Origin of the sequence: Dasania marina DSM 21967 (assembly GCF_000373485.1) — a bacterium.
GTDB classification, from domain to species: Bacteria; Pseudomonadota; Gammaproteobacteria; order Pseudomonadales; family Dasaniaceae; genus Dasania; species Dasania marina.
In genome coordinates, this window is the sequence record NZ_KB891575.1 from 596,067 (window position 1) to 621,551 (window position 25,485).

Here is a 25,485-nt window from a genome sequence, read left to right on the forward strand (position 1 = left end):
TTTGATGATTATTCCCTATACACCGTATTGCTGATAATACGACTGCACTTGCTCCAGCTCAACAGCACTGCCCTTCTCACGTAAAAAATTGATAACGTGCTGTAAATTAATAATGCTGATCACCGGTATTTTATAGTCAGCCTCTACCTCTTGTATGGCTGATAGCGCACCCTTGCCGCGCTCCTGCCTATTGAGGCCTATCACCACGGCAGCAGGCTCGGCTCCGGCAGCTTCTATCATAGTCATCACCTCGCGCACAGCAGTACCCGCGGTAATTACATCGTCAATAATCAGTACCTTGCCGGTTAAGGGGGCGCCCACTAACACGCCGCCCTCACCATGATCTTTGGCTTCTTTGCGATTATACACATAAGGTACATCGCGACCATGATGGTCGGCCAAGGCACAGGCAGTCACTGCAGCTAGAGGTATACCCTTATAGGCCGGACCTAGGATGACATCAAACTCTACCCCAGATTCGACGATGGCATTGGCATAGCAACGCCCCAACAACGCCAGCGCAGCACCACTGCAAAATAACCCGGCATTAAAAAAATAAGGGCTAATACGCCCTGACTTCAAGGTGAACTCGCCGAAACACAAGGCCTTTTGGCCTATGGCGAGCTCTATAAACTGTTGTTGATACGCGTGCATATACATCCTATAGCATTTAAAAAAATAACCGGGCTACTAGCCTTCGGGGCCAACAAGTTCTACACTCTTGCTACATTAGCTGCCGGGCGCTGATAATTATAGCAACACCGCCTTTGCGCAACTAATTTTAATTTCCCTATCGGTAATGGTTACATATGTTAATCGATCACTAGGCGATCATTAGTGTAAGGCCTTATGCGATAGATTTTGTGGTTTAATAACACACAATAAATACATAACATAGCCGCTGTGCGCATAACACCTCTGTAAACTGCACACGTGCATAGATTTGAGACGACTATGAGAATTATTAGTTTTTGTGCTGACGGTATCCGTGAAGCCGCCCAGGCGGGCTTTTACGACTGGCTATTAGACCAAGACGCCGATTTTATTTGTGTGCAAAACCTGCAAGCGCAGGAATACGACCTGCACGACGAGATCTTTTTCCCGCAGGGCTATAACCCTTATTTTTTCGATGCGGTAGAGCCTAACTCTAACGGCGTTGCTATTTATTGCCGCGACATGCCCAAGGCCATCATGACCGGCTTAGGCTTTATGGACTTTGATATGGAGGGCCGCTACATACAGGCGGATTTCCAAAATATCAGCATAGGCTGCCTCTTAGCCCCCAGTGCCTACCAGCAAGATGCCAAAGCGCAGCATCACAAAAAGCACTTTTTTGAATTATTCCAAGCCCACTTAACTAAGATACGCAACAAACGCCGCGAGTTTGTGATTTGCGGTAACTGGAATATGGCGCACCGCGATAGAGACGTAGAGAACGCCAGCCAAAACTTAAATTGCTCAGGCTTCCTGCCCGAAGAACAACAGTGGATGGACCAACTATTCAACAATATGGGCTATGTCGACGCCTTCCGTGAAATCAATGACGACAACGATGAATTCACCTGGTGGCCCAATGGCGACCGCAACAGCAAGGATGGCTGGCGGGTAGATTATCAGGTGGTGTCCAGCGGTTTACAGCCGGTGATAGAGTATGGCGCGATTTATAAAAACCAGGTATTTTCCAGCCATGCGCCGATTATTATGGATTTTGATTTTGAGATGTAAGATCTAAACCCGCTGTGCGGGTTTAGATCAGCGGCAAGCTTTAAGCCGCAAGATAAAAAAAGCCCTCGATGAGGGCTTTTTTTATTAAGACTACCTATTTCTTACAGCTTGTAGCTTACCTCTTGCCGCTGTAGAGCCACAGGCTCTACTTATTTAGCCAAAGCTTCTTTCTGCATGGCGATAAGTTCGTTAATGCCTTTACCTGCCAAATCTAGCATTTGATTGAGCTCATCGCGGCTGTAGGTTTCGCCTTCGGCGGTGCCTTGTACTTCTATAAAGCCGCCGCTGTCACCCATGATAACGTTCATATCGGTTTCCGCATTGGAGTCTTCTGGATAGTCTAAGTCCAATACCGCCTGGCCTTGGTATACCCCTACCGAAATGGCTGCAATCATTTGCTTCAGCGGATTGCCCGTAATCATGCCGCGCTCTTGCATCACTGCAATGGCATCGGCCATAGCTACGCAGGCACCGGTAATCGACGCAGTGCGAGTACCGCCATCGGCTTGGATGACATCGCAATCTATGGTGATGCTGTTTTCACCTAAGGCTTCTAGATCTACCGCGGCACGCAGTGAGCGGCCAATAAGGCGCTGTATTTCTACGGTGCGGCCACCCTGTTTGCCTCTGGCGGCTTCACGGCCCATGCGGCTACCGGTAGAGCGAGGCAGCATGCCGTATTCGGCGGTTATCCAGCCCCGGCCTTCACCGCGCATAAACGGCGGCACACGGCTTTCTATAGACGCGGTACAAATTACTTTGGTATTACCAAAACACACTAGCACCGAGCCTTCGGCATGGCAGGTAAAGTTACGGGTAATAGAAACATCGCGTAATTGGTCGACAGCGCGGCCACTGGGTCTAATCATGATTACATCCAAGCATAAAGTAAGTAACAGAAAGCCGCCATTATACACACTAAGCCCGCCACCAGTGCGATGGCCCGCAACGCACTTTCCAGCCATGTACTTTCCAGCAAGGAAACGACAGGCTAGAATGCCTGTCCTTTGCCATTATCTTCAAGGCCATCACATGATACGCAGCATGACCGCTTTTGCCCGCCACAGCAGCCAACAAGATTGGGGCACACTGGTTTGGGAGCTACGCTCCGTCAACCACCGCTATTTAGAGCCCAGCCTAAAACTGCCGGATACCATGCGCGCACTAGAGCCCGCCATCCGTGACAAACTGCGCAAGCAGTTAAGCCGCGGCAAAGTAGAGTGCGGCCTGCGCTTTCAACTTCAAAACCATAGCGCTAACGAGCAGCTCAACATTAACCAAGACTTACTAGCACAAGTCATTAGCGCCAGCGAGTCCATACAGCAGCAACTACAACAACCGGCGCCACTAGACGCCCTGCAACTCATGCAATGGCCCGGCGTATTAGAAGCCTCAGATATAGACAGCGAGTTAATTCAGCAACAAGCACTGGTCGCCTTTGATGCCGCCTTAAGTCAGCTCAACGAAAGCCGTGCGCGCGAAGGGGCCGAACTCAAACAAATTATTGTGCAACGGCTAGACGCCATAGCCGAGATTACTGCATCGGTACGCGAGCAAATGCCACAAATACTGGCGGCACAAAAAAGCAAAATACAAGAGCGCATGGCCGAACTGGCCGCCGACCTCCAGCCCGAGCGGGTTGAACAAGAAATCGTCTTATTAGCGCAAAAAGCCGACGTAGACGAAGAGCTGGACCGCCTAGTGACCCACGTGAACGAAGTGCGCCGGGTGCTCAAAAAAGGGGGCGCCTGCGGTCGCCGGCTAGACTTTTTAATGCAAGAGCTCAACCGCGAAGCCAATACCCTTTCATCCAAAGCCATCGTCAGCGACAGCACCCAGGCCGCCGTTGAATTAAAAGTGCTAATCGAACAAATGCGCGAGCAAATTCAGAATATCGAGTAAGCTAACCGCTTAACCCAATAAGCCCTATACCCACCCACTATAGAGACACAGGATTACTGCCATGCCCACCGGTAAGCTTTACACTATCTCCGCGCCCTCAGGTGCCGGTAAAACCAGCCTAGTACAGGCCTTGATAGAAGCCGACAGCAATATCTGCGTCTCCGTTTCACACACCACCCGCGCCATACGCCCCGGCGAACACGATGGCATGAACTACCACTTTTGCACGCACCCACAATTCGAGGCCATGCTGGCTGAGCAGGCGTTTTTAGAACACGCCGAAGTATTCGGCAACCACTACGGCACCTCTAAGCACTGGGTACAAGAGACCTTAGCGCAAGGCAAAGACGTCATTTTGGAAATAGATTGGCAGGGTGCCCATCAAATTGGTCAACTTATGCCCGAAACCGTCTCCGTCTTTATATTGCCCCCCTCGCAGCAAGCCCTGCGTGAGCGCCTCACCCAACGCGGCCAAGATGATGAAAGCGTGATAGAGCAGCGCATGAATGAAGCGGTAAGCGAAATGTCACACTATGCCGAAGCCCATTTTTTGGTGATCAATGACGACTTCAACAGCGCCCTAGATGACCTCAAGGCCATCTTCCGCTGCCACCGCCTCAGCAGACAGCAACAACAGCGCCTGCACCCCCAATTACTGCAACAGCTGCTAAGTTAGTTAAGTCAGACAGTAACTATGCTTGTAACTACGCTTATAGTCACAACTAGCGGCCGCTAACGCTATTATCACCTGAACATATTTGATACACTACGCGGCTAGCTGGGCTGGGCGTTATTAGCATTAACCCAGCCTGTGCCACACTCATGTTAAACTGCCCTGCACTGGGGCTGAAAAGTAGGATACCTCGATGGCTCGTATTACCGTTGAAGATTGTTTAGATAAAGTCGACAATCGCTTTGAACTCGTTATGGTTGCCAGCAAACGCGCCCGCGCACTTGCCACCGGTGGCAAAGAGCCACTAGTCAGCGTGGACGGCGATAAGCCAACTGTCATAGCGTTACGCGAAATTGCCGGCGAAAAAATTACCCCTGCTGAAATCATGAATCCCAAAAAGATAGACCCAGAGGCTGAGTTTGAGATAGCCGTTGCGTCGTCCGAGGAAGAACAGCCACAGGCTTAGTATTACCCGGAGAGTGCCATGCAACAATACAGCTTCTTTCCTGCAGGACACGAACATCAAGACGTGTCCTCTATTGAAGAGCTAAGCACCACTCTCCAGACTTACCTCACCTCAGCACAAGTCAATCAGATCCAACGCGCCTACTTTTACGCCGAGCAAGCCCATGAAGGGCAGCGCCGCCGTAGTGGCGAACCCTACGTCACCCACCCCTTGGCTGTAGCCGGCATACTCGCCGATATGCACATGGACCATCAAAGCTTAATAGCCGCGATGCTGCACGATGTCATCGAAGACACCGCCATTTCCAAAAAATCCCTAGAAGAACAATTTGGCGGCACCGTTGCCAACCTAGTGGATGGCGTCAGCAAGCTGACCCAAATGGAGTTTCAATCCAAGGCCGAGGCGCAGGCCGAGAACTTTCAAAAAATGGCTTTGGCCATGGCCAAAGACATACGGGTTATTTTAGTTAAGCTAGCCGACCGGCTACACAATATGCGAACCCTCGGTGTGCTCAAACCCGAAAAACGCCGCCGCATTGCCCGCGAAACCCTAGACATGTACGCCCCCATCGCCCAGCGCCTAGGCATGCACAATATACGGGTAGAGTTTGAAGACCTAGGTTTTGCCACCCTGCATCCTATGCGCTCTACACGCATACATGCCGCGGTGTTACAGGCTCGCGGCCACCGCAAAGAATTAATCGAAAGAATCAAAGAGTCCATAGAGCACTGCCTAGTCCGCGAAGGCCACAGCGCCGCAGTTAGCGGTAGAGAAAAGCACCTCTATAGCATTTATAAAAAGATGGAGAGTAAGAAAAAATCCTTCTCTGAAATCATGGACATCTACGCCTTCCGCATCTTAGTAGACGACGTAGACACCTGCTACCGGGTATTGGGCTGCATACACAGTTTATATAAACCCGTGCCCGGCCAGTTTAAAGATTACATCGCCATACCCAAAGCCAATGGCTATCAATCCTTACACACGGTGCTATTTGGCCTACACGGCGTGCCCATAGAAATTCAAATTCGCACCCACGAAATGGAAGAGATGGCCAACTTCGGCATCGCCGCCCATTGGCTGTACAAAACCAATGATGGCGAACCCGTGAACGGCAGCCACACCCGCGCACGACAGTGGCTGCAAGGTTTATTAGAGCTGCAACAACGCGCGGGCGATTCTTTAGAGTTTATCGAAAGCGTCAAATTGGATTTATTCCCCGACGAAGTCTATGTATTCACCCCCAAGGGTAAAATTATGGAATTGCCGCAGGGTGCCACTGCGGTAGATTTTGCCTACGCGGTGCATACCGATGTAGGCAATAAATGCATAGCTTGTCGTATTAATCGCCGCTTAGCACCGCTGTCAGAGCCGCTGCAAAGTGGCCAAACCGTAGATATTATGACGGCGCACACACACCAAGCTAACCCGGCGTGGTTAAACTTTGTGGTCACCAGCAAGGCGCGCTCAAATATACGGCACCTGCTAAAAAATCAGCGCGCGATAGAATCTGTCAGCCTAGGTCGCCGCTTACTGGATGAGGCCCTCACCGGCATGAACTCCAGCATTAACACGCTAAGCGAATCACAAGTTTTGCACCTACTGGGTAACACCGGCCACGACAGCATCGATGGCGTATTAACCGACATAGGTTTAGGCAAACGCTCTTCATTTTTAACCGCGCACCAACTTATGCGCGACAACGACAGCAGCAAACAACCCGCCCAACAATCTCTCACCCTCAATGGCACGGAAGGCTTTAGAGTGAACTTTGCTCGCTGCTGCTACCCCTTACCCGGCGATGCCATCATAGGCTTTATTAGCGCCGAGCGCGGCATTGTCGTGCACACCGACAACTGCCATAACAGCAATGAGTTTCGCAACAACCCCGAGCGTTCAGTACCGCTGCAATGGGCCGAAGAAGTCGAAGGCGAATTTTCTGCTGAGTTAAAAGTAGAGCTGATTAAAAGCCGTGGCATTATTGCCGTGTTAGCCAACCGTATAAATGGCACCGACGCCAATATAGAAAAAATTAGTATAGAAGACGAAGACCCACGCATGAGCATAGTCAACGTGGTGGTGAGTGTGCATTCGCGTATACACCTAGCAAGAATAATGAAACGTATACGGCAGATTTCTGATGTGGTTAAAGTGTCGCGGTTAACGCACTAAAGTCGCTAGTCGCTAGTCGCTAGTCGCTAGTCGCTAGTCGCTAGTCGCTAGTCGCTAGTCGCTAGTCGCTAGTCGCTANAGTCGCTAGTCGCTAGTCGCTAGTCGCTAGTCGCTAGTCGCTAGTCGCTAGTCGCTAGTCGCTAGTCGCTAGTCGCTAAAATTCTGCCTCAACACAGACTACTGTCAACGGAAAACTGCAAATCTTTTCTAGTAGGAACTAGCGACTAAAAGCTAGAGACTTTTCCGCCCTAAAACAACCACTCAAAAAGTTTTATCTCTGGCTTTTCTTCTGTGCGATCTTTAATGTCATGGGCGCTATCGCGTTCGTCTTTGGTGTATTGCGGAAACCATTCTATGCGAGGGTTTAGCTGCTGCTCCATTAGTTTAAAGCGGTTGCGGTTCCACAGCTCTTGTTCCAGTTCAATTATGCGCCATTCAGGGATTACGCCTTTAACCACCAGCTCTTCCATTTCTATGCGGTAGTCTTGGATTGGTAGCAGCTCTATTTCTTGCTCGGCATACAGCGGCGCGGCGAATAATAGCGCAGCCCATAAAACACGCCTAGTGCTTGCTACAGATTTTTTCATGGCGCCACCAAACCTTGCCAGCGCAAGGTTTTAAACCAGTAGTAACGGGTGCTATCTAACCAGGCATCGGCCTTGCGCGAAATTATCCAAGCATTTAAAAAATTGATGAAATCATAATCGCCTTTACGCACAGCAAAGGCTTCATAGGTATTTAATAAGGGGGTAGCTACAGGTTGGTCTATTATCTTGGGATGGCGCAGGCTTAAAAAATGCATTTCAGCATTGGGGCCTATCAATACATCAACATCCCCTTTAACCAACGCTTGCTCGGCTTCTGTAATCGAATAAAACGTTTTTAAGGTGGCGTTTTTAAATAAACGTTTGCTTAACTCTTCAGCGCTGCTGCCAGCGACTGACGCTATTTTTACCGAGGCGCGTTGTAAATCGGCCATGGTTTTTATATTTTTAGTTTTCTCCATATGGCTGGCCATACCTATACCGGATTCACCATAGCTATGGCTAAAATTAACATCTAAGGCGAGCTTGGGTGTGATCGCCATGCCGGTAATAATAATATCGATACGGCCTTGCTTGAGCGCGGGTACCAGTTGTGGCCAGGGCAGCTCTACCAATTTAACCGTCAAGCCCATGTCTGCGGCTAAACGCCTAGCGATATCTGGCTCGGAGCCTATTAAGCTAGCGTCTTTCGCTTTCATTACCCAGGGCGTGGCCATACTCATGCCCACCCGTAATTCACCTTGCGCCATTATTTGCTGCATAGAAGCTGGCGCGGCTGCGCTATAACTACTGAGCAAGACATTAAGCAACAAACAAGCAAGCAAACGCCAAGCCGGTAATCGCAATTTCATAATAATTCCTTCAGTGATAGCTTCAACATTACATTCAAAGACAACTTCATCAACACCTTCATAACAGCCTCAGCTTTTACTATCGTTTAGCCAGTATAGATGAGTTCCGCTAATAACTGTGTATAACCTGCCTGATAGTTGCCGTATAGCAATTGATAGCCGGATTGCTTCATGCCTCGATTGCTACAGCGTTTACTGCCTGCGCGTTGAGCAGAGCTCGCCATTACTGCTTGTAGCTCGCAAGCCAACTGCTGAGCCAGCCAATCTTTTACCTCGTTTAAGCGCACCGGTAAATCATCTACCCCTATATAACAAGGCTGTAGCTGCGCGACAGGCAGTTGTAGTAAATGCTGCAAAAAACCTGCGCAATCATCACTGTGTATGCGGTTGCTATACAGCGGTGGCGATTGTTTGCCCGCCAACACATCCTGTAATAAGCGTCCTCGGCCGGGGCCATAAATACCGGCAAAGCGCAGCACACTGGTAGCGACTTGATGTTGCCGGCCATAGTCTAGGCACAGTTGCTCTGCCTGCAGTAATCGTTTACCCGAGTAACGTGTAGGTTCGGTAACGCTGTGCTCGTCCACCCAGCTATCATCGTTTTGGCCGTACACGCTGGTGCTGGACACAAATATCAATCGCTGCAGGCGCTCGTGGTTTAACGCCGCCAATAGCTGCGCCGTCCCTTGCACATAGATTTTCTGATAGCGTTCATCCGAGGCCTCACCCGGGGTTAAGCTAATCACCACCGCATCAAAATCCATATCGGCTAAGGCTTTGAGGCTATCCGGCTCAGTCACATCGGCACACAGGCCTATGATGCGCTCGGGCAACTTGCTAATATCCCGGCGTAGCCCGTACACGCTTACCGCCGCTGGCAACACGCTCGCCAGCTTTATACCTATATCACCGCAGCCTACAATTAATAATTTTTGCATCGATACCCTCTCGGTTTGTTACGCTCAGACTTGTTATCTGGCGCAAGCTTTTATTTAATAGCACAATCTATTTTGCGTTTTTAATAGTTTTTATCAATTAAGAGTCCTAGGCCATGACACTGACCGAGCTACGTTACATTGTTGCCCTGCATCAAACCCAGCACTTTGGTAAAGCCGCCGAAAAGTGTTTTGTCAGCCAGCCCACCTTAAGCGTGGCCATCAAAAAGTTAGAGGAAAGCTTAGATGTAGTGCTGTTTGAACGCAGCCGCCAGCAAGTACGTGCCACCAGCATAGGCGAAAAAATCATTCAACAAGCACAGCTGGTATTAGAGCAGGCTAGCGTCATCGCCGACATCGCCAGCATAGGCAAAGACCCTTTGGGCAGCACCTTTTCAGTGGGGGCTATTTTTACCATAGGCCCCTACCTATTCCCACAACTAGTGCCACAACTGCGCAAAATTGCCACCCATATGCCGCTGTTCATAGAAGAAAACTACACCGCGGTGTTGCGTGAAAAGCTACGCAACGGCGAATTGGATGCAATTATCGTGGCACTGCCCTTTGACGAACCCGACGTAGTGACCAAGCCCCTATACCAAGAGGATTTCGTGATTGCCCTGCCCCAGCAACACGCCCTCAACCGTTATAACAGCCTTAGCAGCAAACAACTCAATGAAGAAAGCGTGCTGCTGCTAGGCGCAGGCCACTGTTTTCGCGAGCAGGTGTTAGCGGCCTGCCCCAATCTCAATAAACAACATAGCGGCGTGATAGAAGGCAGCTCATTGGAAACCCTCAAATACATGGTGGCCTCAGGCCTAGGCATTAGCATACTGCCCGCCTCGGCGGCACAGTTAGCCGAAGGCCACGATGACGGCCCCTACACCGTAAAGCCGTTTACCCAAAACAGCCCCAACCGCAAGGTCGCGGTGGCTTGGCGCGCCAGCTTCCCTAGGCCGCAGGCTATAGAAGCGCTGTGTGATGCCATTAAACACTGCCATTTAGCCCTACACTAAGCCACCGCCTATGCCTGAGCCGCTAACCTTGGATCAACTACCGGTCACCGCTTTAACCGGGGTAGGCCCAGCCTTGGCCAAAAAACTGGCCAAACTAGCCATATGCACCGTGCAAGATGTGCTCTTTCACCTGCCCTTGCGCTACCAGGATCGTACTAAAGTCACGCCCATAGGCGCCTTGCAGGCAGGCCAAGATGCGGTGATCGATGGCGAAGTTAGGTTGGCCGACATCATGTTTGGTAAACGCCGCAGCCTAGCCTGCCGCATACAAGATGGCACTGGCACCGTGACTCTGCGCTTTTTCCATTTTTCGGCAGCGCAAAAAAACCAGCTCAGCCCCGGCACCCTCATCCGCTGCTATGGCGAAGTGCGCCGTGGCACCAGCGGCTTTGAGCTGTACCACCCCGAATACAGCGTCGTCAACGCACAACAGCCACCGCCCACCGAGGCCACCCTCACGCCGGTATACCCCAGCAGCGAGGGCCTAAGCCAGCTGAGCTGGCGCAAACTCAGTGAGCAAGCATTGTTACTGATGCAGCAACACCAGCCACAGGAATACCTGCCCCAGCAACACAGCCGCGGGGTCGCTTTAGCGCAGGCACTACAATACCTACATCGCCCGCCTAGTAACGCCGACCAAGCAGCCTTAAGCGCAGGTCTACACCCCCACCAGCAGCGTTTGGCCTTTGAGGAGTTGGTGGCTCACCACCTCAGCCTCATTAAGCAGCGCCAACAAACCCGCCAGCAGGGCGCGCCCGCGCTGCCTTATGTGGCCGAGATTAATCAGCAATTCTTACAGCAGCTGCCCTTTGGGCTTACCAGCGCCCAGCAGCGGGTAGCCGCCGAAATCAGACTAGACCTCAGCCAGCCACAGCCCATGCTGCGCTTAGTGCAAGGGGATGTAGGCTCAGGTAAAACCGTGGTCGCGGCGCTGGCGGCACTGCAAGCCATAGCCAACGGCTACCAAGTAGCGCTGATGGCCCCCACTGAAATTTTGGCCGAGCAACATCTCAACAATTTTACCGACTGGCTCACCCCGCTAGGCGTTAACGTCGCCTGGCTTAGCGGCAAGCTCAAAGGTAAGCAGCGGCAAACCCAGCTCAACGCCATCGCCGATAACAGCGCAGCCATGGTGGTGGGCACTCACGCCCTATTTCAAGAGCAGGTGGTGTTTGCTCGCTTGGGGCTGGCCATCATCGACGAGCAACACCGCTTTGGCGTACACCAGCGCCTGGCCCTCAAAGAAAAAACACCACTAGGCCAACCCCACCAGCTGATTATGACCGCCACCCCGATACCGCGCACATTGGCCATGAGCGCCTATGCCGACCTTGATACCTCCATCATCGACGAGTTGCCGCCGGGGCGTACGCCGGTGAACACCGCGGTTATCAGCAACAGCCGCCGCGATGAACTGGTCGCCCGCGTTGCCCACGCCTGCGCACAGGGCCGGCAAGTGTATTGGGTATGCACCTTAATCGATGAGTCGGAAGCGTTAGAGGCGCAAGCTGCCGAGCACACCGCCGAGCTGCTTAAAACGGCCCTGCCGCAGGTGCGCGTGGGGCTAGTACACGGCCGCATGAAAGCCGCTGACAAAGCCGCCACCATGCAAGCCTACAAAGCCCAGCAGATAGATTTATTAGTGGCTACCACCGTGATAGAAGTGGGGGTCGATGTACCCAACGCCAGCCTAATGATTATTGAAAACGCCGAGCGCTTAGGGCTGGCACAATTACACCAATTGCGCGGCCGGGTGGGCCGAGGCGGCACTGCCAGCCACTGCTTACTGATGTACCAAGCGCCACTATCGCAACAAGGTAAAGCGCGCCTGCAAGCCATGCGTGACAGCAACGATGGCTTTGTCATCGCTGAAAAAGACCTACAACTGCGCGGCCCCGGTGAACTACTAGGCACCCGCCAAACCGGCCTGCTGCAACTGCGCATCGCCGATTTGCAGCGCGATAGCCACCTACTGCCCGCCGTTAAACACTGCGCCGAACAACTGCTGGCACAGCAACAGCCCATCGTTGCCCCGTTAATCCAGCGCTGGCTGGCTGATAGCGAGCAATATGCACAAGTGTAGATTTAGGCTTAAGACAAATAAAATCAAGTTCACAATATCTGCTAAAATTATTCTATGCGCTCAACATAGCGCTAGAGTTAGGCTACACTGCAGCCATAAGTAAAAACCCTTACACAATAAACACCGCATTAAACAATAAGGGCGATAACGCCCAGTATTACCAAAAGGATCCAACTCATGGCTGTACCTGCCGCCACTGAAAAAGTGCTACAACAAAACAATACTCACTACGCATTGGTAGAAGCCGTGAATCCACACCCAGATGCCCTCACTCTTAAGTCTACGGTACTGCAAGATGGCAGCGGCAAAGTGCAAATTATCAGCGCTGCCAATAGCCTGTTAGACATAGACCGCCTCAACACGGAAGTTAAACGCCAACTCAGCGCCAGCACCAAGGCTGAAATAAAAGAGCTGTGTGAAAAGTATGAATTAGACGAATGCCCCAGCGTGCCCGGCGTGCTGCCGCTATACACCATCGTCGACCAGAGCGTGTTAGATGCACAAGAAGTGCAAATGGCCACCGGCCACAACGAACAAACCATCTATGTGAGCGTGGCCGATTTTAAAAACCTTTGCGCCAATGTCACCTATATGACCGCCACCGTGGACTTGGATAAACTGCAAAGCACTACCCTAGACCACGCCAAAGATGTAGACGAAATCACCTCCGCCATTGCTAACTTTACCCAACTACGTATTAAACAACGCTTGGAAGAAACCTTAGAGTTCCCCCCGCTGCCCAGCACCGCACAACGCATTATTAAACTGCGGGTAGACCCCAATGCCGATATACAAGACTTAACCGATATCGTTGAGGCCGATCCCTCACTGGCGGCACAAGTCGTTAGCTGGGCCTCATCGCCCTATTACGCCGCCCCTGGTAAAATTAAATCGGTACACGATGCCATCGTCCGGGTGCTGGGTTTTGACTTGGTATTAAACTTATCGCTGGGTTTGTCCTTAGGTAAAACGCTGAGCATGCCTAAAGATTCCGTCAGTGGCTTTAGCCCCTATTGGGAGCAAGCGGTATACACTGCCACGGCAGTAGAGGCATTGGTTAGCGCCATCAGCCCCAAAGAGCGCCCCGCCATGGGCGTGACTTACCTCTCCGGCTTGCTGCACAATTTTGGCCACCTTATTTTGGCTGAAGTATTCCCGCCGCAATTCTCCAACATTTGTCGTCTGCAAGAAGCTAACCCCTACAGCAACCACAACCACATAGACCGCCACGTACTGGGTGTAACCCGTGAGCAATTAGGCAGCTGGTTAATGCGCCTGTGGAGCATGCCCGACGAAGTGTGCACCGCCATACGCTTTCAAAACGAGCCCAATTACGTAGGCGAAGACTTTGTACACGCCAACCTGCTCTACGTTGCCAGCCGCTTACTGCGCAAACATCGTATAGGCGACGCGCCTTTAGAAGACATCCCCGCCGAAGTCTACCAACGCATCAACCTAGACCCGGTTAAAGCTGAAGAGACGATAGAAAAATTATTAGAATCTACGGCTGAGCTGAATATGATGGTGAGTAATATGGGGGGGTAGCAGTCTCTAGTCTCTAGTCTCTAGTCTCTAGTCTCTAGTCTCTAGTCTCTAGTCTCTAGTCTCTAGTCTCTAGTCTCTAGTCTCTAGAAAATTTTACCGCTGTTACAAAAAATGCCAAGCAATTTGCTTGGCATTTTTGTTTTTACTAGAGACTATCGACTTAATCACTAGCGACTTTTATTATCAAATGCACCGCTCTTTCATCGCGGCATTCATAGGAGCCCATTTCGAATTCTCGGCAAATCCAAGGCCGGTTTTCATAAATTGAACACATCATGGTGTCGCGATCTAACGCCGAGCACCAACCATCCTCTAAACGCAGCATGGTTTCTGCGCCCCATTTATCGCGTGCAATATGCCTATCGGGAACACCGGTATCAGTGATAATCATCACTTCTAAACGACAACAACAAGCCTGGCAATTGGAGCAAGTGACTTCGGTGTTGGCTGTATTTTTGGTGTTAATGGCCATAGTTATCATCAATTAACATAATCGCGTATTTTACCCTAAGTCAGCCCTATTCAACATTCGTTTTGGTGGTGCTTAGCGAGAATCGCCCGCGGACTTCATATTAGGATAGATGATGGATTTTTTGAGTTTGTACGGATAATTGTCACTGCTCGCGACTGAATCCACCGCCCACCATATCGGCGCATACGGATCGGCGGCGTTGTACGAAAACACAATACTTTGGCCTGGCGTAAGTTGATCGACCTTTTGCTCCGGCCAATCACCGCTAGTACAGCCAATGGCAAGAGACTGACCGGTCGATTCATTTACTGTTCTGATCTTCAGGGTGATAGTCTCTTGGTATTTTTCAGTCAACATGTCATAGCTTAGCGGGTTGTTAACAAGCGTATACGGTAGTTCACGAGGGAATACGATCGCGTCGACCTCGGTTATTTCGCCCAATATATTTTTTATTGTTATCGATTTAATTTCTGCGAAACCCATTTTCCACGGTGGATTATCTAGCCTAAAGTAATGTTTCACTCCTTGATAAAAATCATTAGAGCTACTGGAATCAAGCCAATACAAAAATGCATTGTTACATTGCTTATCTTGAGAGATCAAAACTCTGGCGGTGTTGGCCTGCTGTCGTACTCTCTCTATAGAAACCACGTCGAGTGGCTTGCCTCCTGCATACGGTGAAATCGCCTCATCCCACTTTATTTCTGTGCGACCACTCTCCGCCCCCCCTAACAGAGGGGAAGCGTAAAACCCACATAGCAAGAAACTAGAAAAAATTAAGTGTTTTATTCTCATCTTTTGTCCTCTGTATGCTTTGCTTAATCGACGCAATCAATGTCGTGTAGTTTTGGTTTAGTCCGTCCGCGTGTTTAACCAGTTCAGCCACAGATTTACCGAAGCGGGTAGAATTACGTGCTTTCGGATCATCATAAAGGGCAATCACCATATCACGCTGGCCAACAATAAGTTCGTTATACGCACTAAAGAATTGACCAACGCTAATTGACAGCTCCTTATCGTCAATCAATTCCTTTTCGTAACTTATGCTGGTGTTTACTTCAAAACGATTTGACTGCGCCTCAGCGATCACTTCCAAAGCATGTTTAACCGCTTCGGCGCTTGTATCATTGTCTTTTATAAGATTCATAACAACGTCACTCGAACGAGTAACATAGACCATCGAGGCAATAACGTGTTTAAGTAAAATATACTTGCGCTGTTCTTGTTCTTGGAAAGCCTGGTACTGATTTTCCCGTTTCCATTCCCAAGCACGCTGATTGTATTGAAAGGCCGGGACAATGATCCCTGAAAGAAATACGCCTAGCAGCAAAATCCCCAACTTACTGTTAAGCCTTACACTCCAGTTTACGGTTTTTTTGGTCTCATCGAGCCGCTCGCGTATTTCTCTAGATTCTAATTCAAGCTTATCTCGTTGTGCACGAAGTGTTTCTAGTTCAGCTTCCTTGACTCTATCTTCATATACTTTTTCCATTTAAGCATAATATCCTTATCTGTTTTCGAAAAAACAATTCCATGCCTTCAAAGACGATCGCATTACATACCAAACCATAGCGCGCGTGTATAAACTAGGTGTAGTTATTTTTCATAACTTTAGCCCTTTATCTTAGTTTGTCCAACGACATTATATTCTCTATTAAGACTCCCATATTAATACTTGCTGCCACTAAACCATCCACTGCAGCGCTATTTTCTCAGTGTTGAAGGCTAGGTCGGCGGCTCCAGCTTGCCTCGTCGAAACCATCGCCCTAAGGCCGCAAAAGACGCCGACACCTGATCTGTGTTAAAGTGCCCGCCCTGGTATACGAGTTACCAAGTATTTTTCTCTTACTTGACCAGTTCGAGCGCTTTCTTCCAGCGTTTCTCGAGATCTCGCGTTTCATCGGCGGCCTGCCCGCCCACGGCTCTCTGTTTCACCGACAGATGTAGCCTCCATCACATTGCGCCATCGGTAAACCCGATCTTAGTGCGCATTATTACAGAGCTTGATGGCCCTACCGTTACTGGTACCAGCCGCGCTCTTTTCCGCGTTAAATCGTCGCTGGCCATAATGAGCCCAGTACACGACGTATCGCCTGAAAATAGGAGTCATTATGACTGATAGAGTTGCCATACTAGGCGCTGGCCCTAGCGGCCTAGCCCAATTACGTGCGTTTGAAGCAGCCCGCCGCGACGGCGCTGAAATCCCCGAAATCGTTTGCTACGAAAAACAAAACGACTGGGGTGGCATGTGGAACTACACCTGGCGCACCGGCTTAGATGCTTATGGCGAACCGGTACACGGCAGCATGTACCGCTACCTTTGGTCTAACGGCCCCAAAGAATGTTTAGAATTTGCCGATTACAGCTTCGAAGAGCATTTTGGCCGCCCCATTGCTTCCTACCCGCCACGCGCGGTGTTACGCGATTACATCATGGGCCGCGTAGCCAAGAGTAATATGCGCCAGTACATCCAGTTCAATACTGCGGTGCATTGGGTTGCCTATGACGAGGCCACCGGCAAGTTCACCGTTACCGTGCGTGACCTCAAGCAAGACGAATTAAGCAGCGAAGAGTTCGATCAGGTCATCGTCGCTACCGGGCATTTTTCCACGCCCAATGCGCCTTACTTTGAAGGCTTAGAGCAGTTTCCCGGCCGCGTTTTACACGCCCATGATTTCCGCGATGCCTGCGAATTTGAAGGCAAAGATTTGCTGTTAATTGGCAGTAGCTACTCCGCCGAAGACATAGGCACGCAGTGCCACAAGTACGGCGCCAAATCCGTTACCTTTAGCTATCGCACCCAGCCCATGGGCTTTAATTGGCCAGACTCTTTTGCCGAAGTGCCGCTGCTCACCGAAGTAGTAGACAAAACCGCACACTTCATAGATGGCAGCAGCAAAGAAGTAGACGCCATCATCCTATGTACCGGCTATCAGCATCACTTCCCGTTTCTACCCGACGAGCTAACGCTAACCACTCACAACAGGCTCTACCCCGAAGGTTTGTACAAAGGCATCGTGTCACTCGCCAACCCCAAACTCATCTTCTTAGGCATGCAGGATCAGTACTACACCTTTAACATGTTTGATGCCCAAGCTTGGTATGCCCGCGACATTATGCTGGGCCGCATCGAACTACCCAGCAGTGAGGAGATGTTAGCCGACACGAAACAGTGGGTGGCCCGCGAAGAGCTATCAGCCGACCCCAGCGACGAGATAGACTTTCAAACAGCCTACATAGTCGACCTGCTAGAACCTACCGACTACCCGCCCTTTGATCTAAGCGCCGTTGCCGAAACGTTTAAGCAATGGGAGCACGACAAGGAAGCGGACATACTCGGTTACCGCAACAAGAGCTACCGCTCCACCCTAACCGGCACCAAGGCACCCGAGCACCATACCCCATGGATGGAAGCGATGGACGATTCCTTAGAAGCCTTTCTACACGACCAGCCCCAGCCCGAAAAAAAGCAGGCATAAGCCCGTCGCGTTAGTCACCACCTCCAGCCGCCTAGGTTGGAGGTGGTGGCAACACCTTGTATTGTGTTGGCCCGTCCCCTCTGCGCCATTGCTGTTCTTTCTGTTTATCCGTCTGTTTGCTTACCAATCTCTCTCTATCAACGATCTATCAAAACTATCTATCAAGACAGCCTCATTAAGGCTAAACGATTGGGTTTCGAGTTAGTTTTTGAAAAAATGTCCCCGACCCCATTTTTCGAACCCCTTGATTACGTGATTACAGATCTCTATCGAACAAAAGCACTATCATGTCGTCCAAGAGGCAGGGTTTTTTAACTACTTATCAGCTAGCGGTAAGTGGTAGGCTAAGGGTAGTTTGCACACAGCCACCCGATATACTTTTATTTTCTTGGGAAATAACCATGTTACAGGTTTTCAAAGGTGTTGCTTATACCATACTGGCATTGCTAGGCGTTGTGGTGCTGGTGGCAGTGTTGCTTATTGTGCTGTTGGTGACCTTGGTAGACCCCAACGACTATCGTGAGGATATCAGCCGTGTTGCCCACGACACAGCCGGTGTAAGCTTAACGCTAGGCGGCGATTTAAGCTGGCGCTTTTACCCCATAGTAGGCTTTGGCGCCAATGCCGTTGAACTGGCCTTGCAAGCCGGCCAGCCGCCGCTGCTAAAAATAGATGAGATGACCCTAGAGGTCAAAGTTCTGCCACTGTTATCGAAAAAAATTGAAATCGACGGTTTGGATATTAAAGGTCTACAAGCCAACTTAAGCATCAATGAACAAGGCCAAAATAACTGGCAAATCGCCTCTACTGAGCAGCAACCACCTGCCGGCACTGATACCGACACTGTCGCTACCAAAAAAGCTAAGCCGCAAACTTTTCCTGAGCTGCTGATACCCCGCATACGCATTAGCGACTCCAGCATTCACTACCAAGATAAAACCACCCAGGTAGCCTATACGGTTGATCTGCCCTTATTAGAATTGCAGCACGTTAACCTTAACCAACCTTTTCCACTACTGCTAGAAGCGCGGGTGCGCGATCAACAACAGTTGGACGTCACCACCCGATTACAAGCCATGGTCAATGCGTCATTGGCAACAAAGCACTATGGCCTCAGTGAGCTGCAGCTATCAGCAGATATAGCCGGGGTATTTGCCAAGCCCGTTGCGGTAAAAATTGAGGGTGACCTTCAATTTGACCAAGCTAACGATAAAACCTCGATCAATCTGTCGCGATTACAGCTAGCCGATTTAGTCGCAAAAGCGACTATCGAGGCCACTAGCGTCAGTACTGCGCCGGCCTTTAGTGGCCAACTACAATCTGAAACATTTAATGCCAAAACATTGATGGCCGCTTTGTCGATACCCGCACCGCTTACTCAAGATAAACACGCGCTCACAAAAGTAACATTCAACGCGCAACTCAATGGCACGCCAAACACTATCAACATAAAACCGCTCACCCTTAAACTGGATGATTCTAGCTTGTCCGGTGAAGTGGCCGTTGTTGATGTTGCCAAACAAGCGCTACAGTTCACCCTGCACCTAGACAAACTCGATGCCGATCGCTATTTACCGCCCGCAAGTAACGACACCCCAAAAACGCAACAAGTTGTTGGCCCACCCGCTGCGGGTAAAGATAAAAACAAGGCTAAACCTAACGTCGAAGCTGTCGCCGAATTACTCCCGCTAGAAACACTGCGAGGCTTGAATTTAAAAGGCAAATTCACAGCCGATGAAATCATCCTCAAACAAATTCCGCTGCAAGCTATTGCGCTCGATATTAAAGCCTTGGATGGCGATGTGCGCATTACTGATATCAACGCAAAACTATTACAGGGCTCACTCGCCGGTAAAGTAACGGTGGATGCCCGCTCGGCAAAACCGCTTATCGCCACCAGCATTATTCTTAGTGATATCGAAATTAGCCAATTACTACAACCCTTTATGAGCGTGCAATTATTATCGGGGCGTAGCAGCGTAGCGCTAGATACCCGCACCGAAGGCAACGACATCGACACTCTAATCAAACAGGCGCTAGGCCAAATCGATGTAAGCATGGCGAATACCGTGCTACACGGTGTTAATGTCAACCAGATAGCGGCAGATGCCATCAAAAATAAACTGGGTGACTTTGCCTCGCTGCTGCCCGACTACGAGCAAAAGCTACCCATGGCCCTCAAGGCTGATACTGAAATTAGCAAACTACTGGCCAATATCAAAGTAGAAAAAGGCCACCTGATTATGCCCAACTTTACTGCCGATACTGACCAAGGGAAACTCAACGCCAGTGGCGATATAGACCTACTTAACCAAGGTTTTGATTATAAAATTGCCGTGATGCTGGCAGCGCTTAGCGACAACAAATACCTCAAAGGCACACAGTGGCCAGTGCGCTGTAAAGGCACCTTGGCAACACCGATTATCCAATGGTGTAAGCCTGATGGCAGCGCCATGAATACATTATTTGAACAAGCCGCCACTCAAGCCTTGCGAGACAAGGGCGCAAAAAAATTAAGTGATAAGCTAGGCATAGATGTAGCCGATGAAGCAGCGGCCAAGGCAGAGTTGCGCGCCAAAGCCAAGGCCGAAGAAGAACGCGCCAAGGAAAAACTCAAGGAGTCGTTGAATAAAAAATTCAATAAGTTTTTATCGCAGTAACAACGCTTTAATCATTAAGCCCACGTCCATTAAGGTGCGAGCTTAGATTTAAAAGGGGCTGAGCCCTGGATTCCGGACCCTGAATTCAACATACAACAATAATAGAGTTGAGCTAAATCATGAAGCAATCAGGCCAAAGCCATCACCACAAACGCTCGCTGAATGTGGGCGACATGACCCTGTTTACGGTGTCAGCCATTTTACTATTGGATACCTTGGCGGCTTCCGCCTCCATTGGTGTGTCCAGCTTATTTTGGTGGCCCCTACTCGCCTTAGTCTTCTTTATTCCCTACGGCATGATTTCATCAGAAATGGGAACCACCTATCCTGAGCAAGGTGGTATCTACGCTTGGGTACGAGACACCTTTGGCAAGCGCTGGGGAACTCGAGTCACTTGGTTGTACTGGCTAAACAATGTGCTTTGGTCAGCTTCAGTATCGGTTTTATTTGTAGGCATGTTTGCCGCATTATTTTGGCCGGCGATGAGTTTGATGCTCAAGTTGGGCTTAGCCATTCTGTTGAACTGGGTTATTTTCTTTATGACCATTCAATCCCTGAGTATCGGTAAGTGGGTTCCGAACATTGGCGCTATTTTAAAAATGATTACCTTCACCAGCTTGATAGTTGCCGGTATTATTTTTGCCATTAATACTCCCGATCAACTGGCCAATGAGTTTTCTTGGGAAGCCTTCGCCCCTCAATGGGGTAGCAGCAGCCAATACATCTCCACCATTATATACGGCATGCTGGGCTTCGAATTGATGTCCTCTGCCAGTGAAGAAATGAAAAACCCCAAGCGTGATATCCCGCGCTCTATTTTCATTTCGGGTGTTCTGATTTTTATGGCCTATTTCCTAGGCACCTTTGCGATTTTGGCCGTAGTTCCCGTGGGGGAAATTGACCTGGTAGAAGGCCTTATTGATACCCTACGCGTTGTTTTCGGTGACTCACAGCTTGGTAGTGCCGCAGCAATGACCCTAGGCCTATTTGCCATGTTTACCTTTTTTTCAAATATTACGACTTGGTGTATTGGCACCAATCGCTCTATGGCTGAAGCCGCTAAAGATGGTGAAATGCCAAACTTCCTTGCCAAAGAACACACTGTAAACGGCACCCCCGTAGGCGCAGCCTTCTTCATGGTACTGATGGTAACTTTGGTGCTAGTTTTTTATGCAATGATTGCAGAAACAAACGAAGACTTATTCTGGTCTTTATTTGCTGCTTCCGCCGTTCTTTTCCTTCTCCCCTACATAGGCACCGTTGCGGCTTTCTATCGTGCTCGGCAAATCGATGCTGATAAAGAGCGCCCTTACAGAGTTCCTGGTGGCAATGGCTTTGCCCGCTTAATCACAGTTGCAAGCATTGCTATGCTTACGGTTTGTATCTTCTTATTTATGTACATCCCAGAAGTGGGCTTTGATTGGCCCGTAGTGATCGGCTCTATCGCAGCCATCATGCTAGGTGAAATTGCCATCCGTTATGCGGAGCATGAGGCTAATACAGCCTAAGCACCTTAGCGCCCTCGCTCTTTGTTAGTAATAGAAATGCAGATTCAATAGCTGACTCTATTTCTACCACTATCTTTCGCTCTGTAGAGCATTTGATCTGCCTTTTTTATAATTTCAGCTTCCGTTGTTTCACTGGATGGGATTAATTCGGCCACTCCAATGCTAGCAGTTAAAAATTTATCAATTGTCGAGTCAGCATTTGGTATATTGAGGCCAACAATTTTTGTTAATATTTTTTCAGCCAACACGCTTGCTGCCTGCAAGCTGGTATCACCCCAAACTACAGCAAACTCCTCACCCCCATATCTGGCACAGATGTCGCTGGGGCGATTGGAGAGTTCACTTAATACTTCTGCTACCCTAATCAAGCATTCGTCTCCAGCTTGATGCCCATATCTATCGTTGATTAACTTAAAGTAATCTAAGTCTACTATAGCCACACTGATGGGTTTATTTAACCTGTAACATCTTTGCCATTCTTTATGTAAAAACTCATCAAACGTCCGACGATTGGGTATTTTAGTAAGGCCGTCCACTCTTGCTAAAGCTTTAACCTTTTCTTCCGCTAGCTTTCGTTCTGTTATATTTTGATGAGATATGACAAAGTATTTATTTTGGCTGACTTGAAAAGGCGTAACCCTCATCATAAACCAACGCTCATCTTCCGGGCTATGACATGGATATTCAAAATAAAATATAGCGTCACGCTCTGCTATTACGCGCCTAATACCTTCCGCTGCCTTTGCGCCAAATTCATCGCCCGTAACGGCAGCCTTATCGCATTCTTCAATATAGTTAACGCCAGCCCAGCCGCCTCTTACAGCGCAGGCATTGTTGTCGCCAAAGGCAGACCAGCTCTTATTAACAAACTTAATTTCTCCCGTTTTATCTATAACAACGATGTGCTCAGTAATTGAATCAAGGACTAAACGTAAAAACTCTTGTGAATTTTCCATATTAAATTTCCTTGATTAACAATTAATGCATAGCATGTTATAGAGTACTGTTATACGGATGTGAAGTAAAAGTACTAACCAGAATTTTGAAAACTTAAGCTCGCACCTCAATGGGTACGGTATTTTTTATAAACGTTTTTAGCTGGCTGATTAAATACCGGTAATAGCAAAATCCATAGCGGCAATAATTTCGTCACGAAAATGACTTAGTGAGCCAATAGGATTTTTTAGCAGTTTGGATGGGATTGCGGCAATTTGAGGTGTTAGCAGTAACAGTGTTTCACCATCGTAGCTAATTTCAGGCGTAAGCCCCTGCATTTTTTCATTTTTAAAATTCTTACTCCGCCCAAGAGGGATGACTATTCTTGTGGCGATATCAGAAATAATAGGGTTTTGTATATCAATAATATAGGGAAGGGCAGCGCGGGTGTTTTTGCTTGGGTTTATATAAACGTCAAATTGAGACATTAAAACTCCCTGTATTCATCGCCAAAACAACCGTGCTCATCAACGAAATTGTTGTAGGCTTTGATCGCATTTTTGTTGTTATCGGCCCATTTTTCAGCCTGATCTTGGGCAAGCTTATCTTTTAATGCCTGCTCAAGCGCGGCGCTAAGGTTTATATTAATCGCCTTGGACTTTTTCAGTAAGTCACTGTTTACGCTAAGGTTTGTTGGTTTTTTTGGCGCATTTTTGTCAAATAAAGGTTCCATAGCTCTGCCCTCAGTGAGTTATTTGCCAATTATGCGCATGCCAATGCGCATAGTAAAGTACTAGATAGATAAATTAATGTTTGAGAGTATTTGCAGCTCAGTCAATTGCCTTTCTATTACTAACCAAAGACTTCTCTCCCTTAATGTATTTTTGATTCACATGCCCGATATTGCAATCGGTACAGGCTGTTGCCTATAGAACTGGCATAACAAGCGATACACCTTTGGCATATGCTCCTTCATGCTATGCGGGTCTTCAAAAAAGGTTTCACTGCATACCGCAAAAAACTCGCCCGACGTTGTTAACGCATAATCATCAAGGGGTAATGGACGGTGCTTGTGGTAATCGCGCTGTAATCTATCCCAGGCCGCAGTAAAAATATCGTGCCACTCCCCTGCACGCATATCTTGATGCATAGGCGGTGCGCCGTTGGCACCATCGCGTAACATATCTAGCTTATGTGCCAGCTCATGAATTACCACATTACTGGCCTTATTGTGCCGCGCATGCGCACCCGTTTCACAGATAGACGCCCATGATAAAATCACCGGCCCTCTAAGCCAGGCTTCGCCGCTTAGAGCCGGGCTTCTTGCATGAACCACACCATCATCGCTGCGATAAGGGCGGTTGGGTACAAAATCCCCTTCATAAATAATCAGCGTAACCCAATGGTCGTACCAATCTAAGCCTAGCTGCAGAATAGGCACACAGGCCATGGTGGCAATTTTTAAACACATCGCATCAGTGAATTGAAAGCCACCGCCAGAAACAAAACGCTTACGAACCAAAAAGCGAAAGGTCATATCGCGCAATGCATCCCGCTCAGCACCTTGGTAACGCTGCATAACCGGCCAATCAGCAATCGCTGACTCCCACTGCTGGGCGGTAAAGCCCATTTTTTTAACGCGCCGGTTTTCCAGCCAGTTATTGAATCGTTTAAACATTATTAACTCGTTTTATTGCAGCCATCATTTGCTAGCTAAAAAAGCCTATAGGGCTATTAGGCGCTCACTAAAATCGATCATCCAAGATAGCCGGCATGGTTAGCTCTCTGACAAACGACGATGGCGATAGCTGCAGCAGCGTTCTAACCACAGCAACCACATCGTGTACTGGAATCAAACGCCCCTCGCCCTTTTTGGCAGCTTCTGATACCGCAACATCAAGCGCATCATCCGTATTGAGATCACCCAACTGCAAACAGGTAACGGCGAGGTTTCTTTTTCTATAGCCCTCACGCAAGGCATCGGCAATGCCAGTCAACGCATGCTTGGATGCACCAAAAGTCACTTCCGGCCTACCGCTTTGACGCAGCCCCGAGGTTGAACCGGTAATGATCACTTGCGGCTTATCGGCATTTAACACCTTAGGCATAATGTGCTTCAGCAACAAAATCGTGCTCGTGATGTTGATGCTTATCATCTCGATGATGGACGCGTCATCATCCTGTTCAAACTGATAGTTGTCCTCAAAGGCATACTCTTCCCATACTCCAAGATTATAAATAAGTGTATCAACCTTCTGGGGTGCAGCCTCTGCAATTTTTTGCGCGGCTTTTAAAGGCTTCGCCATATCAGCCTCAATCCAATGTAGCTCAGCATCAGGCGGCACATTAATACCCTCAGGCTTTGTTCGTGACACAGCAAAAATATTATCGCCATCACTAGCCAGCCCCTCCACAAAAGCCCGACCAAGCCCACGGCTTGCGCCAATTACCATGATATTCGCCATTAAATCTCCTGATGAACTGATACGTTAACTAAAATTACTCTGGCCCCGCTTA

At 49.1% G+C, this 25,485-nt stretch carries 24 protein-coding genes; 11 read left to right on the forward strand and 13 right to left on the reverse strand.

Going from position 1 to position 25,485, the window contains the following annotated elements; translation table 11 throughout:
- Nucleotides 1-15 precede the first annotated feature (15 nt).
- Nucleotides 16-654, reverse strand: a complete 639-nt coding sequence (gene pyrE, locus B067_RS0102725) for an orotate phosphoribosyltransferase (protein WP_026244362.1) — start codon at nucleotides 652-654, stop codon at nucleotides 16-18.
- Between the two features lie 300 nt (nucleotides 655-954).
- Between pyrE and B067_RS0102730 the strand changes: the two genes are divergently transcribed.
- Nucleotides 955-1,725 (forward strand): exodeoxyribonuclease III, encoded by a 771-nt coding sequence (locus tag B067_RS0102730; protein ID WP_019528521.1) that lies wholly within the window; start codon nucleotides 955-957, stop codon nucleotides 1,723-1,725.
- A 149-nt stretch (nucleotides 1,726-1,874) separates the two neighbouring features.
- Here the strand turns inward: B067_RS0102730 and rph are convergent, their stop codons facing one another.
- Nucleotides 1,875-2,594, reverse strand: coding sequence for a ribonuclease PH (gene rph, locus B067_RS0102735; protein ID WP_026244363.1), 720 nt, complete (start codon nucleotides 2,592-2,594; stop codon nucleotides 1,875-1,877).
- Nucleotides 2,595-2,757: 163 nt separating this feature from the next.
- Here rph and B067_RS0102740 point away from each other — a divergent pair, with 163 nt between their 5' ends.
- The 4 genes from B067_RS0102740 (at nucleotide 2,758) to spoT (ending at nucleotide 6,938) form a co-directional block, all read left to right on the forward strand.
- Complete coding sequence (locus B067_RS0102740) at nucleotides 2,758-3,627, forward strand: YicC/YloC family endoribonuclease (protein ID WP_019528523.1); 870 nt, start codon at nucleotides 2,758-2,760, stop codon at nucleotides 3,625-3,627.
- Nucleotides 3,628-3,688: 61 nt separating this feature from the next.
- A complete protein-coding gene (gene gmk / locus B067_RS0102745) occupies nucleotides 3,689-4,303 on the forward strand; it encodes a guanylate kinase (protein WP_019528524.1) in 615 nt (204 codons plus the stop codon).
- 190 nt (nucleotides 4,304-4,493) lie between these two features.
- Nucleotides 4,494-4,766: a DNA-directed RNA polymerase subunit omega gene (gene rpoZ / locus B067_RS0102755; protein ID WP_019528526.1), complete on the forward strand. Its 273-nt coding sequence runs from the start codon at nucleotides 4,494-4,496 to the stop codon at nucleotides 4,764-4,766.
- A gap of 18 nt (nucleotides 4,767-4,784) precedes the next feature.
- A complete protein-coding gene (gene spoT / locus B067_RS0102760) occupies nucleotides 4,785-6,938 on the forward strand; it encodes a bifunctional GTP diphosphokinase/guanosine-3',5'-bis pyrophosphate 3'-pyrophosphohydrolase (protein ID WP_019528527.1) in 2,154 nt (717 codons plus the stop codon).
- Nucleotides 6,939-7,186: 248 nt separating this feature from the next.
- Here spoT and B067_RS0102765 read toward each other — a convergent pair whose 3' ends face one another.
- The 3 genes from B067_RS0102765 to B067_RS0102775 all read right to left on the reverse strand — a co-directional run bounded on the left by B067_RS0102765 (nucleotide 7,187) and on the right by B067_RS0102775 (nucleotide 9,272).
- A complete protein-coding gene (locus B067_RS0102765; protein ID WP_019528528.1) occupies nucleotides 7,187-7,525 on the reverse strand; it encodes a hypothetical protein in 339 nt (112 codons plus the stop codon).
- Nucleotides 7,522-8,334 carry a transporter substrate-binding domain-containing protein gene (locus B067_RS0102770; protein WP_019528529.1) on the reverse strand — a complete coding sequence of 271 codons (813 nt, stop codon included), beginning with the start codon at nucleotides 8,332-8,334 and terminating at the stop codon, nucleotides 7,522-7,524. The genes B067_RS0102765 and B067_RS0102770 overlap by 4 nt, the downstream gene beginning before the upstream one ends.
- An 86-nt stretch (nucleotides 8,335-8,420) precedes the next feature.
- Nucleotides 8,421-9,272 (reverse strand): SDR family oxidoreductase, encoded by an 852-nt coding sequence (locus tag B067_RS0102775; RefSeq protein WP_019528530.1) that lies wholly within the window; start codon nucleotides 9,270-9,272, stop codon nucleotides 8,421-8,423.
- Nucleotides 9,273-9,385: 113 nt separating this feature from the next.
- Between B067_RS0102775 and B067_RS0102780 the strand changes: the two genes are divergently transcribed.
- The 3 genes from B067_RS0102780 (at nucleotide 9,386) to B067_RS0102790 (ending at nucleotide 13,913) form a co-directional block, all read left to right on the forward strand.
- Nucleotides 9,386-10,285, forward strand: coding sequence for a hydrogen peroxide-inducible genes activator (locus B067_RS0102780; RefSeq protein ID WP_019528531.1), 900 nt, complete (start codon nucleotides 9,386-9,388; stop codon nucleotides 10,283-10,285).
- Between the two features lie 10 nt (nucleotides 10,286-10,295).
- Entirely contained in the window at nucleotides 10,296-12,368 is a 2,073-nt protein-coding gene (gene recG / locus B067_RS0102785) for an ATP-dependent DNA helicase RecG (protein ID WP_019528532.1), read from the forward strand.
- A gap of 177 nt (nucleotides 12,369-12,545) precedes the next feature.
- Nucleotides 12,546-13,913, forward strand: coding sequence for an HDOD domain-containing protein (locus tag B067_RS0102790; protein WP_019528533.1), 1,368 nt, complete (start codon nucleotides 12,546-12,548; stop codon nucleotides 13,911-13,913).
- Nucleotides 13,914-14,073: 160 nt separating this feature from the next.
- On the opposite strand, the gene B067_RS19530 is transcribed toward B067_RS0102790, so the two are convergent.
- The 3 genes from B067_RS19530 to B067_RS0102805 form a co-directional block, all read right to left on the reverse strand.
- Nucleotides 14,074-14,385 (reverse strand): YkgJ family cysteine cluster protein, encoded by a 312-nt coding sequence (locus B067_RS19530; RefSeq protein ID WP_051083815.1) that lies wholly within the window; start codon nucleotides 14,383-14,385, stop codon nucleotides 14,074-14,076.
- A 72-nt stretch (nucleotides 14,386-14,457) separates the two neighbouring features.
- Entirely contained in the window at nucleotides 14,458-15,180 is a 723-nt protein-coding gene (locus tag B067_RS0102800; RefSeq protein ID WP_019528535.1) for a hypothetical protein, read from the reverse strand.
- Nucleotides 15,152-15,877, reverse strand: coding sequence for a hypothetical protein (locus tag B067_RS0102805; protein WP_019528536.1), 726 nt, complete (start codon nucleotides 15,875-15,877; stop codon nucleotides 15,152-15,154). The genes B067_RS0102800 and B067_RS0102805 overlap by 29 nt, the downstream gene beginning before the upstream one ends.
- Nucleotides 15,878-16,496: 619 nt before the next feature.
- Between B067_RS0102805 and B067_RS0102810 the strand changes: the two genes are divergently transcribed.
- From B067_RS0102810 to B067_RS0102825, 3 genes are all read left to right on the forward strand, one after another.
- Complete coding sequence (locus tag B067_RS0102810) at nucleotides 16,497-17,864, forward strand: NAD(P)-binding domain-containing protein (protein WP_019528537.1); 1,368 nt, start codon at nucleotides 16,497-16,499, stop codon at nucleotides 17,862-17,864.
- 401 nt (nucleotides 17,865-18,265) lie between these two features.
- Complete coding sequence (locus B067_RS0102820) at nucleotides 18,266-20,524, forward strand: AsmA family protein (protein WP_019528538.1); 2,259 nt, start codon at nucleotides 18,266-18,268, stop codon at nucleotides 20,522-20,524.
- 173 nt (nucleotides 20,525-20,697) lie between these two features.
- Nucleotides 20,698-22,032: an APC family permease gene (locus tag B067_RS0102825; RefSeq protein ID WP_240472821.1), complete on the forward strand. Its 1,335-nt coding sequence runs from the start codon at nucleotides 20,698-20,700 to the stop codon at nucleotides 22,030-22,032.
- A gap of 44 nt (nucleotides 22,033-22,076) precedes the next feature.
- Here the strand turns inward: B067_RS0102825 and B067_RS0102830 are convergent, their stop codons facing one another.
- The 5 genes from B067_RS0102830 to B067_RS0102850 form a co-directional block, all read right to left on the reverse strand.
- The gene (locus B067_RS0102830; RefSeq protein WP_019528540.1) at nucleotides 22,077-22,988 is read right to left on the reverse strand and encodes a sensor domain-containing diguanylate cyclase; all 912 of its coding nucleotides are present in this window, start codon (nucleotides 22,986-22,988) and stop codon (nucleotides 22,077-22,079) included.
- A 150-nt stretch (nucleotides 22,989-23,138) separates the two neighbouring features.
- The gene (locus B067_RS0102835) at nucleotides 23,139-23,456 is read right to left on the reverse strand and encodes a CcdB family protein (protein WP_019528541.1); all 318 of its coding nucleotides are present in this window, start codon (nucleotides 23,454-23,456) and stop codon (nucleotides 23,139-23,141) included.
- Nucleotides 23,456-23,701 (reverse strand): type II toxin-antitoxin system CcdA family antitoxin, encoded by a 246-nt coding sequence (locus B067_RS0102840; protein WP_019528542.1) that lies wholly within the window; start codon nucleotides 23,699-23,701, stop codon nucleotides 23,456-23,458. The genes B067_RS0102835 and B067_RS0102840 overlap by 1 nt, the downstream gene beginning before the upstream one ends.
- Nucleotides 23,702-23,857: 156 nt before the next feature.
- Nucleotides 23,858-24,646, reverse strand: a complete 789-nt coding sequence (locus B067_RS0102845; protein ID WP_019528543.1) for a M90 family metallopeptidase — start codon at nucleotides 24,644-24,646, stop codon at nucleotides 23,858-23,860.
- A gap of 67 nt (nucleotides 24,647-24,713) precedes the next feature.
- A complete protein-coding gene (locus B067_RS0102850; protein WP_019528544.1) occupies nucleotides 24,714-25,433 on the reverse strand; it encodes an SDR family NAD(P)-dependent oxidoreductase in 720 nt (239 codons plus the stop codon).
- Nucleotides 25,434-25,485 lie beyond the last annotated feature (52 nt).

Bases quoted from the DNA above. Each gene is read 5' to 3' on its own strand.
- rpoZ (WP_019528526.1), top strand. From the start codon at position 4,494: ATGGCTCGTATTACCGTTGAAGATTGTTTAGATAAAGTCGACAATCGC.
- B067_RS19530 (WP_051083815.1), bottom strand. From the start codon at position 14,385: ATGGCCATTAACACCAAAAATACAGCCAACACCGAAGTCACTTGCTCC.
- gmk (WP_019528524.1), top strand. From the start codon at position 3,689: ATGCCCACCGGTAAGCTTTACACTATCTCCGCGCCCTCAGGTGCCGGT.
- B067_RS0102790 (WP_019528533.1), top strand. From the start codon at position 12,546: ATGGCTGTACCTGCCGCCACTGAAAAAGTGCTACAACAAAACAATACT.
- B067_RS0102850 (WP_019528544.1), bottom strand. From the start codon at position 25,433: ATGGCGAATATCATGGTAATTGGCGCAAGCCGTGGGCTTGGTCGGGCT.
- B067_RS0102825 (WP_240472821.1), top strand. From the start codon at position 20,698: ATGACCCTGTTTACGGTGTCAGCCATTTTACTATTGGATACCTTGGCG.
- B067_RS0102780 (WP_019528531.1), top strand. From the start codon at position 9,386: ATGACACTGACCGAGCTACGTTACATTGTTGCCCTGCATCAAACCCAG.
- B067_RS0102730 (WP_019528521.1), top strand. From the start codon at position 955: ATGAGAATTATTAGTTTTTGTGCTGACGGTATCCGTGAAGCCGCCCAG.
- B067_RS0102845 (WP_019528543.1), bottom strand. From the start codon at position 24,646: ATGTTTAAACGATTCAATAACTGGCTGGAAAACCGGCGCGTTAAAAAA.
- B067_RS0102805 (WP_019528536.1), bottom strand. From the start codon at position 15,877: ATGGAAAAAGTATATGAAGATAGAGTCAAGGAAGCTGAACTAGAAACA.
- recG (WP_019528532.1), top strand. From the start codon at position 10,296: ATGCCTGAGCCGCTAACCTTGGATCAACTACCGGTCACCGCTTTAACC.
- B067_RS0102800 (WP_019528535.1), bottom strand. From the start codon at position 15,180: ATGAGAATAAAACACTTAATTTTTTCTAGTTTCTTGCTATGTGGGTTT.
- B067_RS0102840 (WP_019528542.1), bottom strand. From the start codon at position 23,701: ATGGAACCTTTATTTGACAAAAATGCGCCAAAAAAACCAACAAACCTT.
- spoT (WP_019528527.1), top strand. From the start codon at position 4,785: ATGCAACAATACAGCTTCTTTCCTGCAGGACACGAACATCAAGACGTG.
- rph (WP_026244363.1), bottom strand. From the start codon at position 2,594: ATGATTAGACCCAGTGGCCGCGCTGTCGACCAATTACGCGATGTTTCT.
- B067_RS0102820 (WP_019528538.1), top strand. From the start codon at position 18,266: ATGTTACAGGTTTTCAAAGGTGTTGCTTATACCATACTGGCATTGCTA.
- B067_RS0102835 (WP_019528541.1), bottom strand. From the start codon at position 23,456: ATGTCTCAATTTGACGTTTATATAAACCCAAGCAAAAACACCCGCGCT.
- B067_RS0102830 (WP_019528540.1), bottom strand. From the start codon at position 22,988: ATGGAAAATTCACAAGAGTTTTTACGTTTAGTCCTTGATTCAATTACT.
- B067_RS0102775 (WP_019528530.1), bottom strand. From the start codon at position 9,272: ATGCAAAAATTATTAATTGTAGGCTGCGGTGATATAGGTATAAAGCTG.
- B067_RS0102810 (WP_019528537.1), top strand. From the start codon at position 16,497: ATGACTGATAGAGTTGCCATACTAGGCGCTGGCCCTAGCGGCCTAGCC.
- B067_RS0102765 (WP_019528528.1), bottom strand. From the start codon at position 7,525: ATGAAAAAATCTGTAGCAAGCACTAGGCGTGTTTTATGGGCTGCGCTA.
- B067_RS0102770 (WP_019528529.1), bottom strand. From the start codon at position 8,334: ATGAAATTGCGATTACCGGCTTGGCGTTTGCTTGCTTGTTTGTTGCTT.
- B067_RS0102740 (WP_019528523.1), top strand. From the start codon at position 2,758: ATGATACGCAGCATGACCGCTTTTGCCCGCCACAGCAGCCAACAAGAT.
- pyrE (WP_026244362.1), bottom strand. From the start codon at position 654: ATGCACGCGTATCAACAACAGTTTATAGAGCTCGCCATAGGCCAAAAG.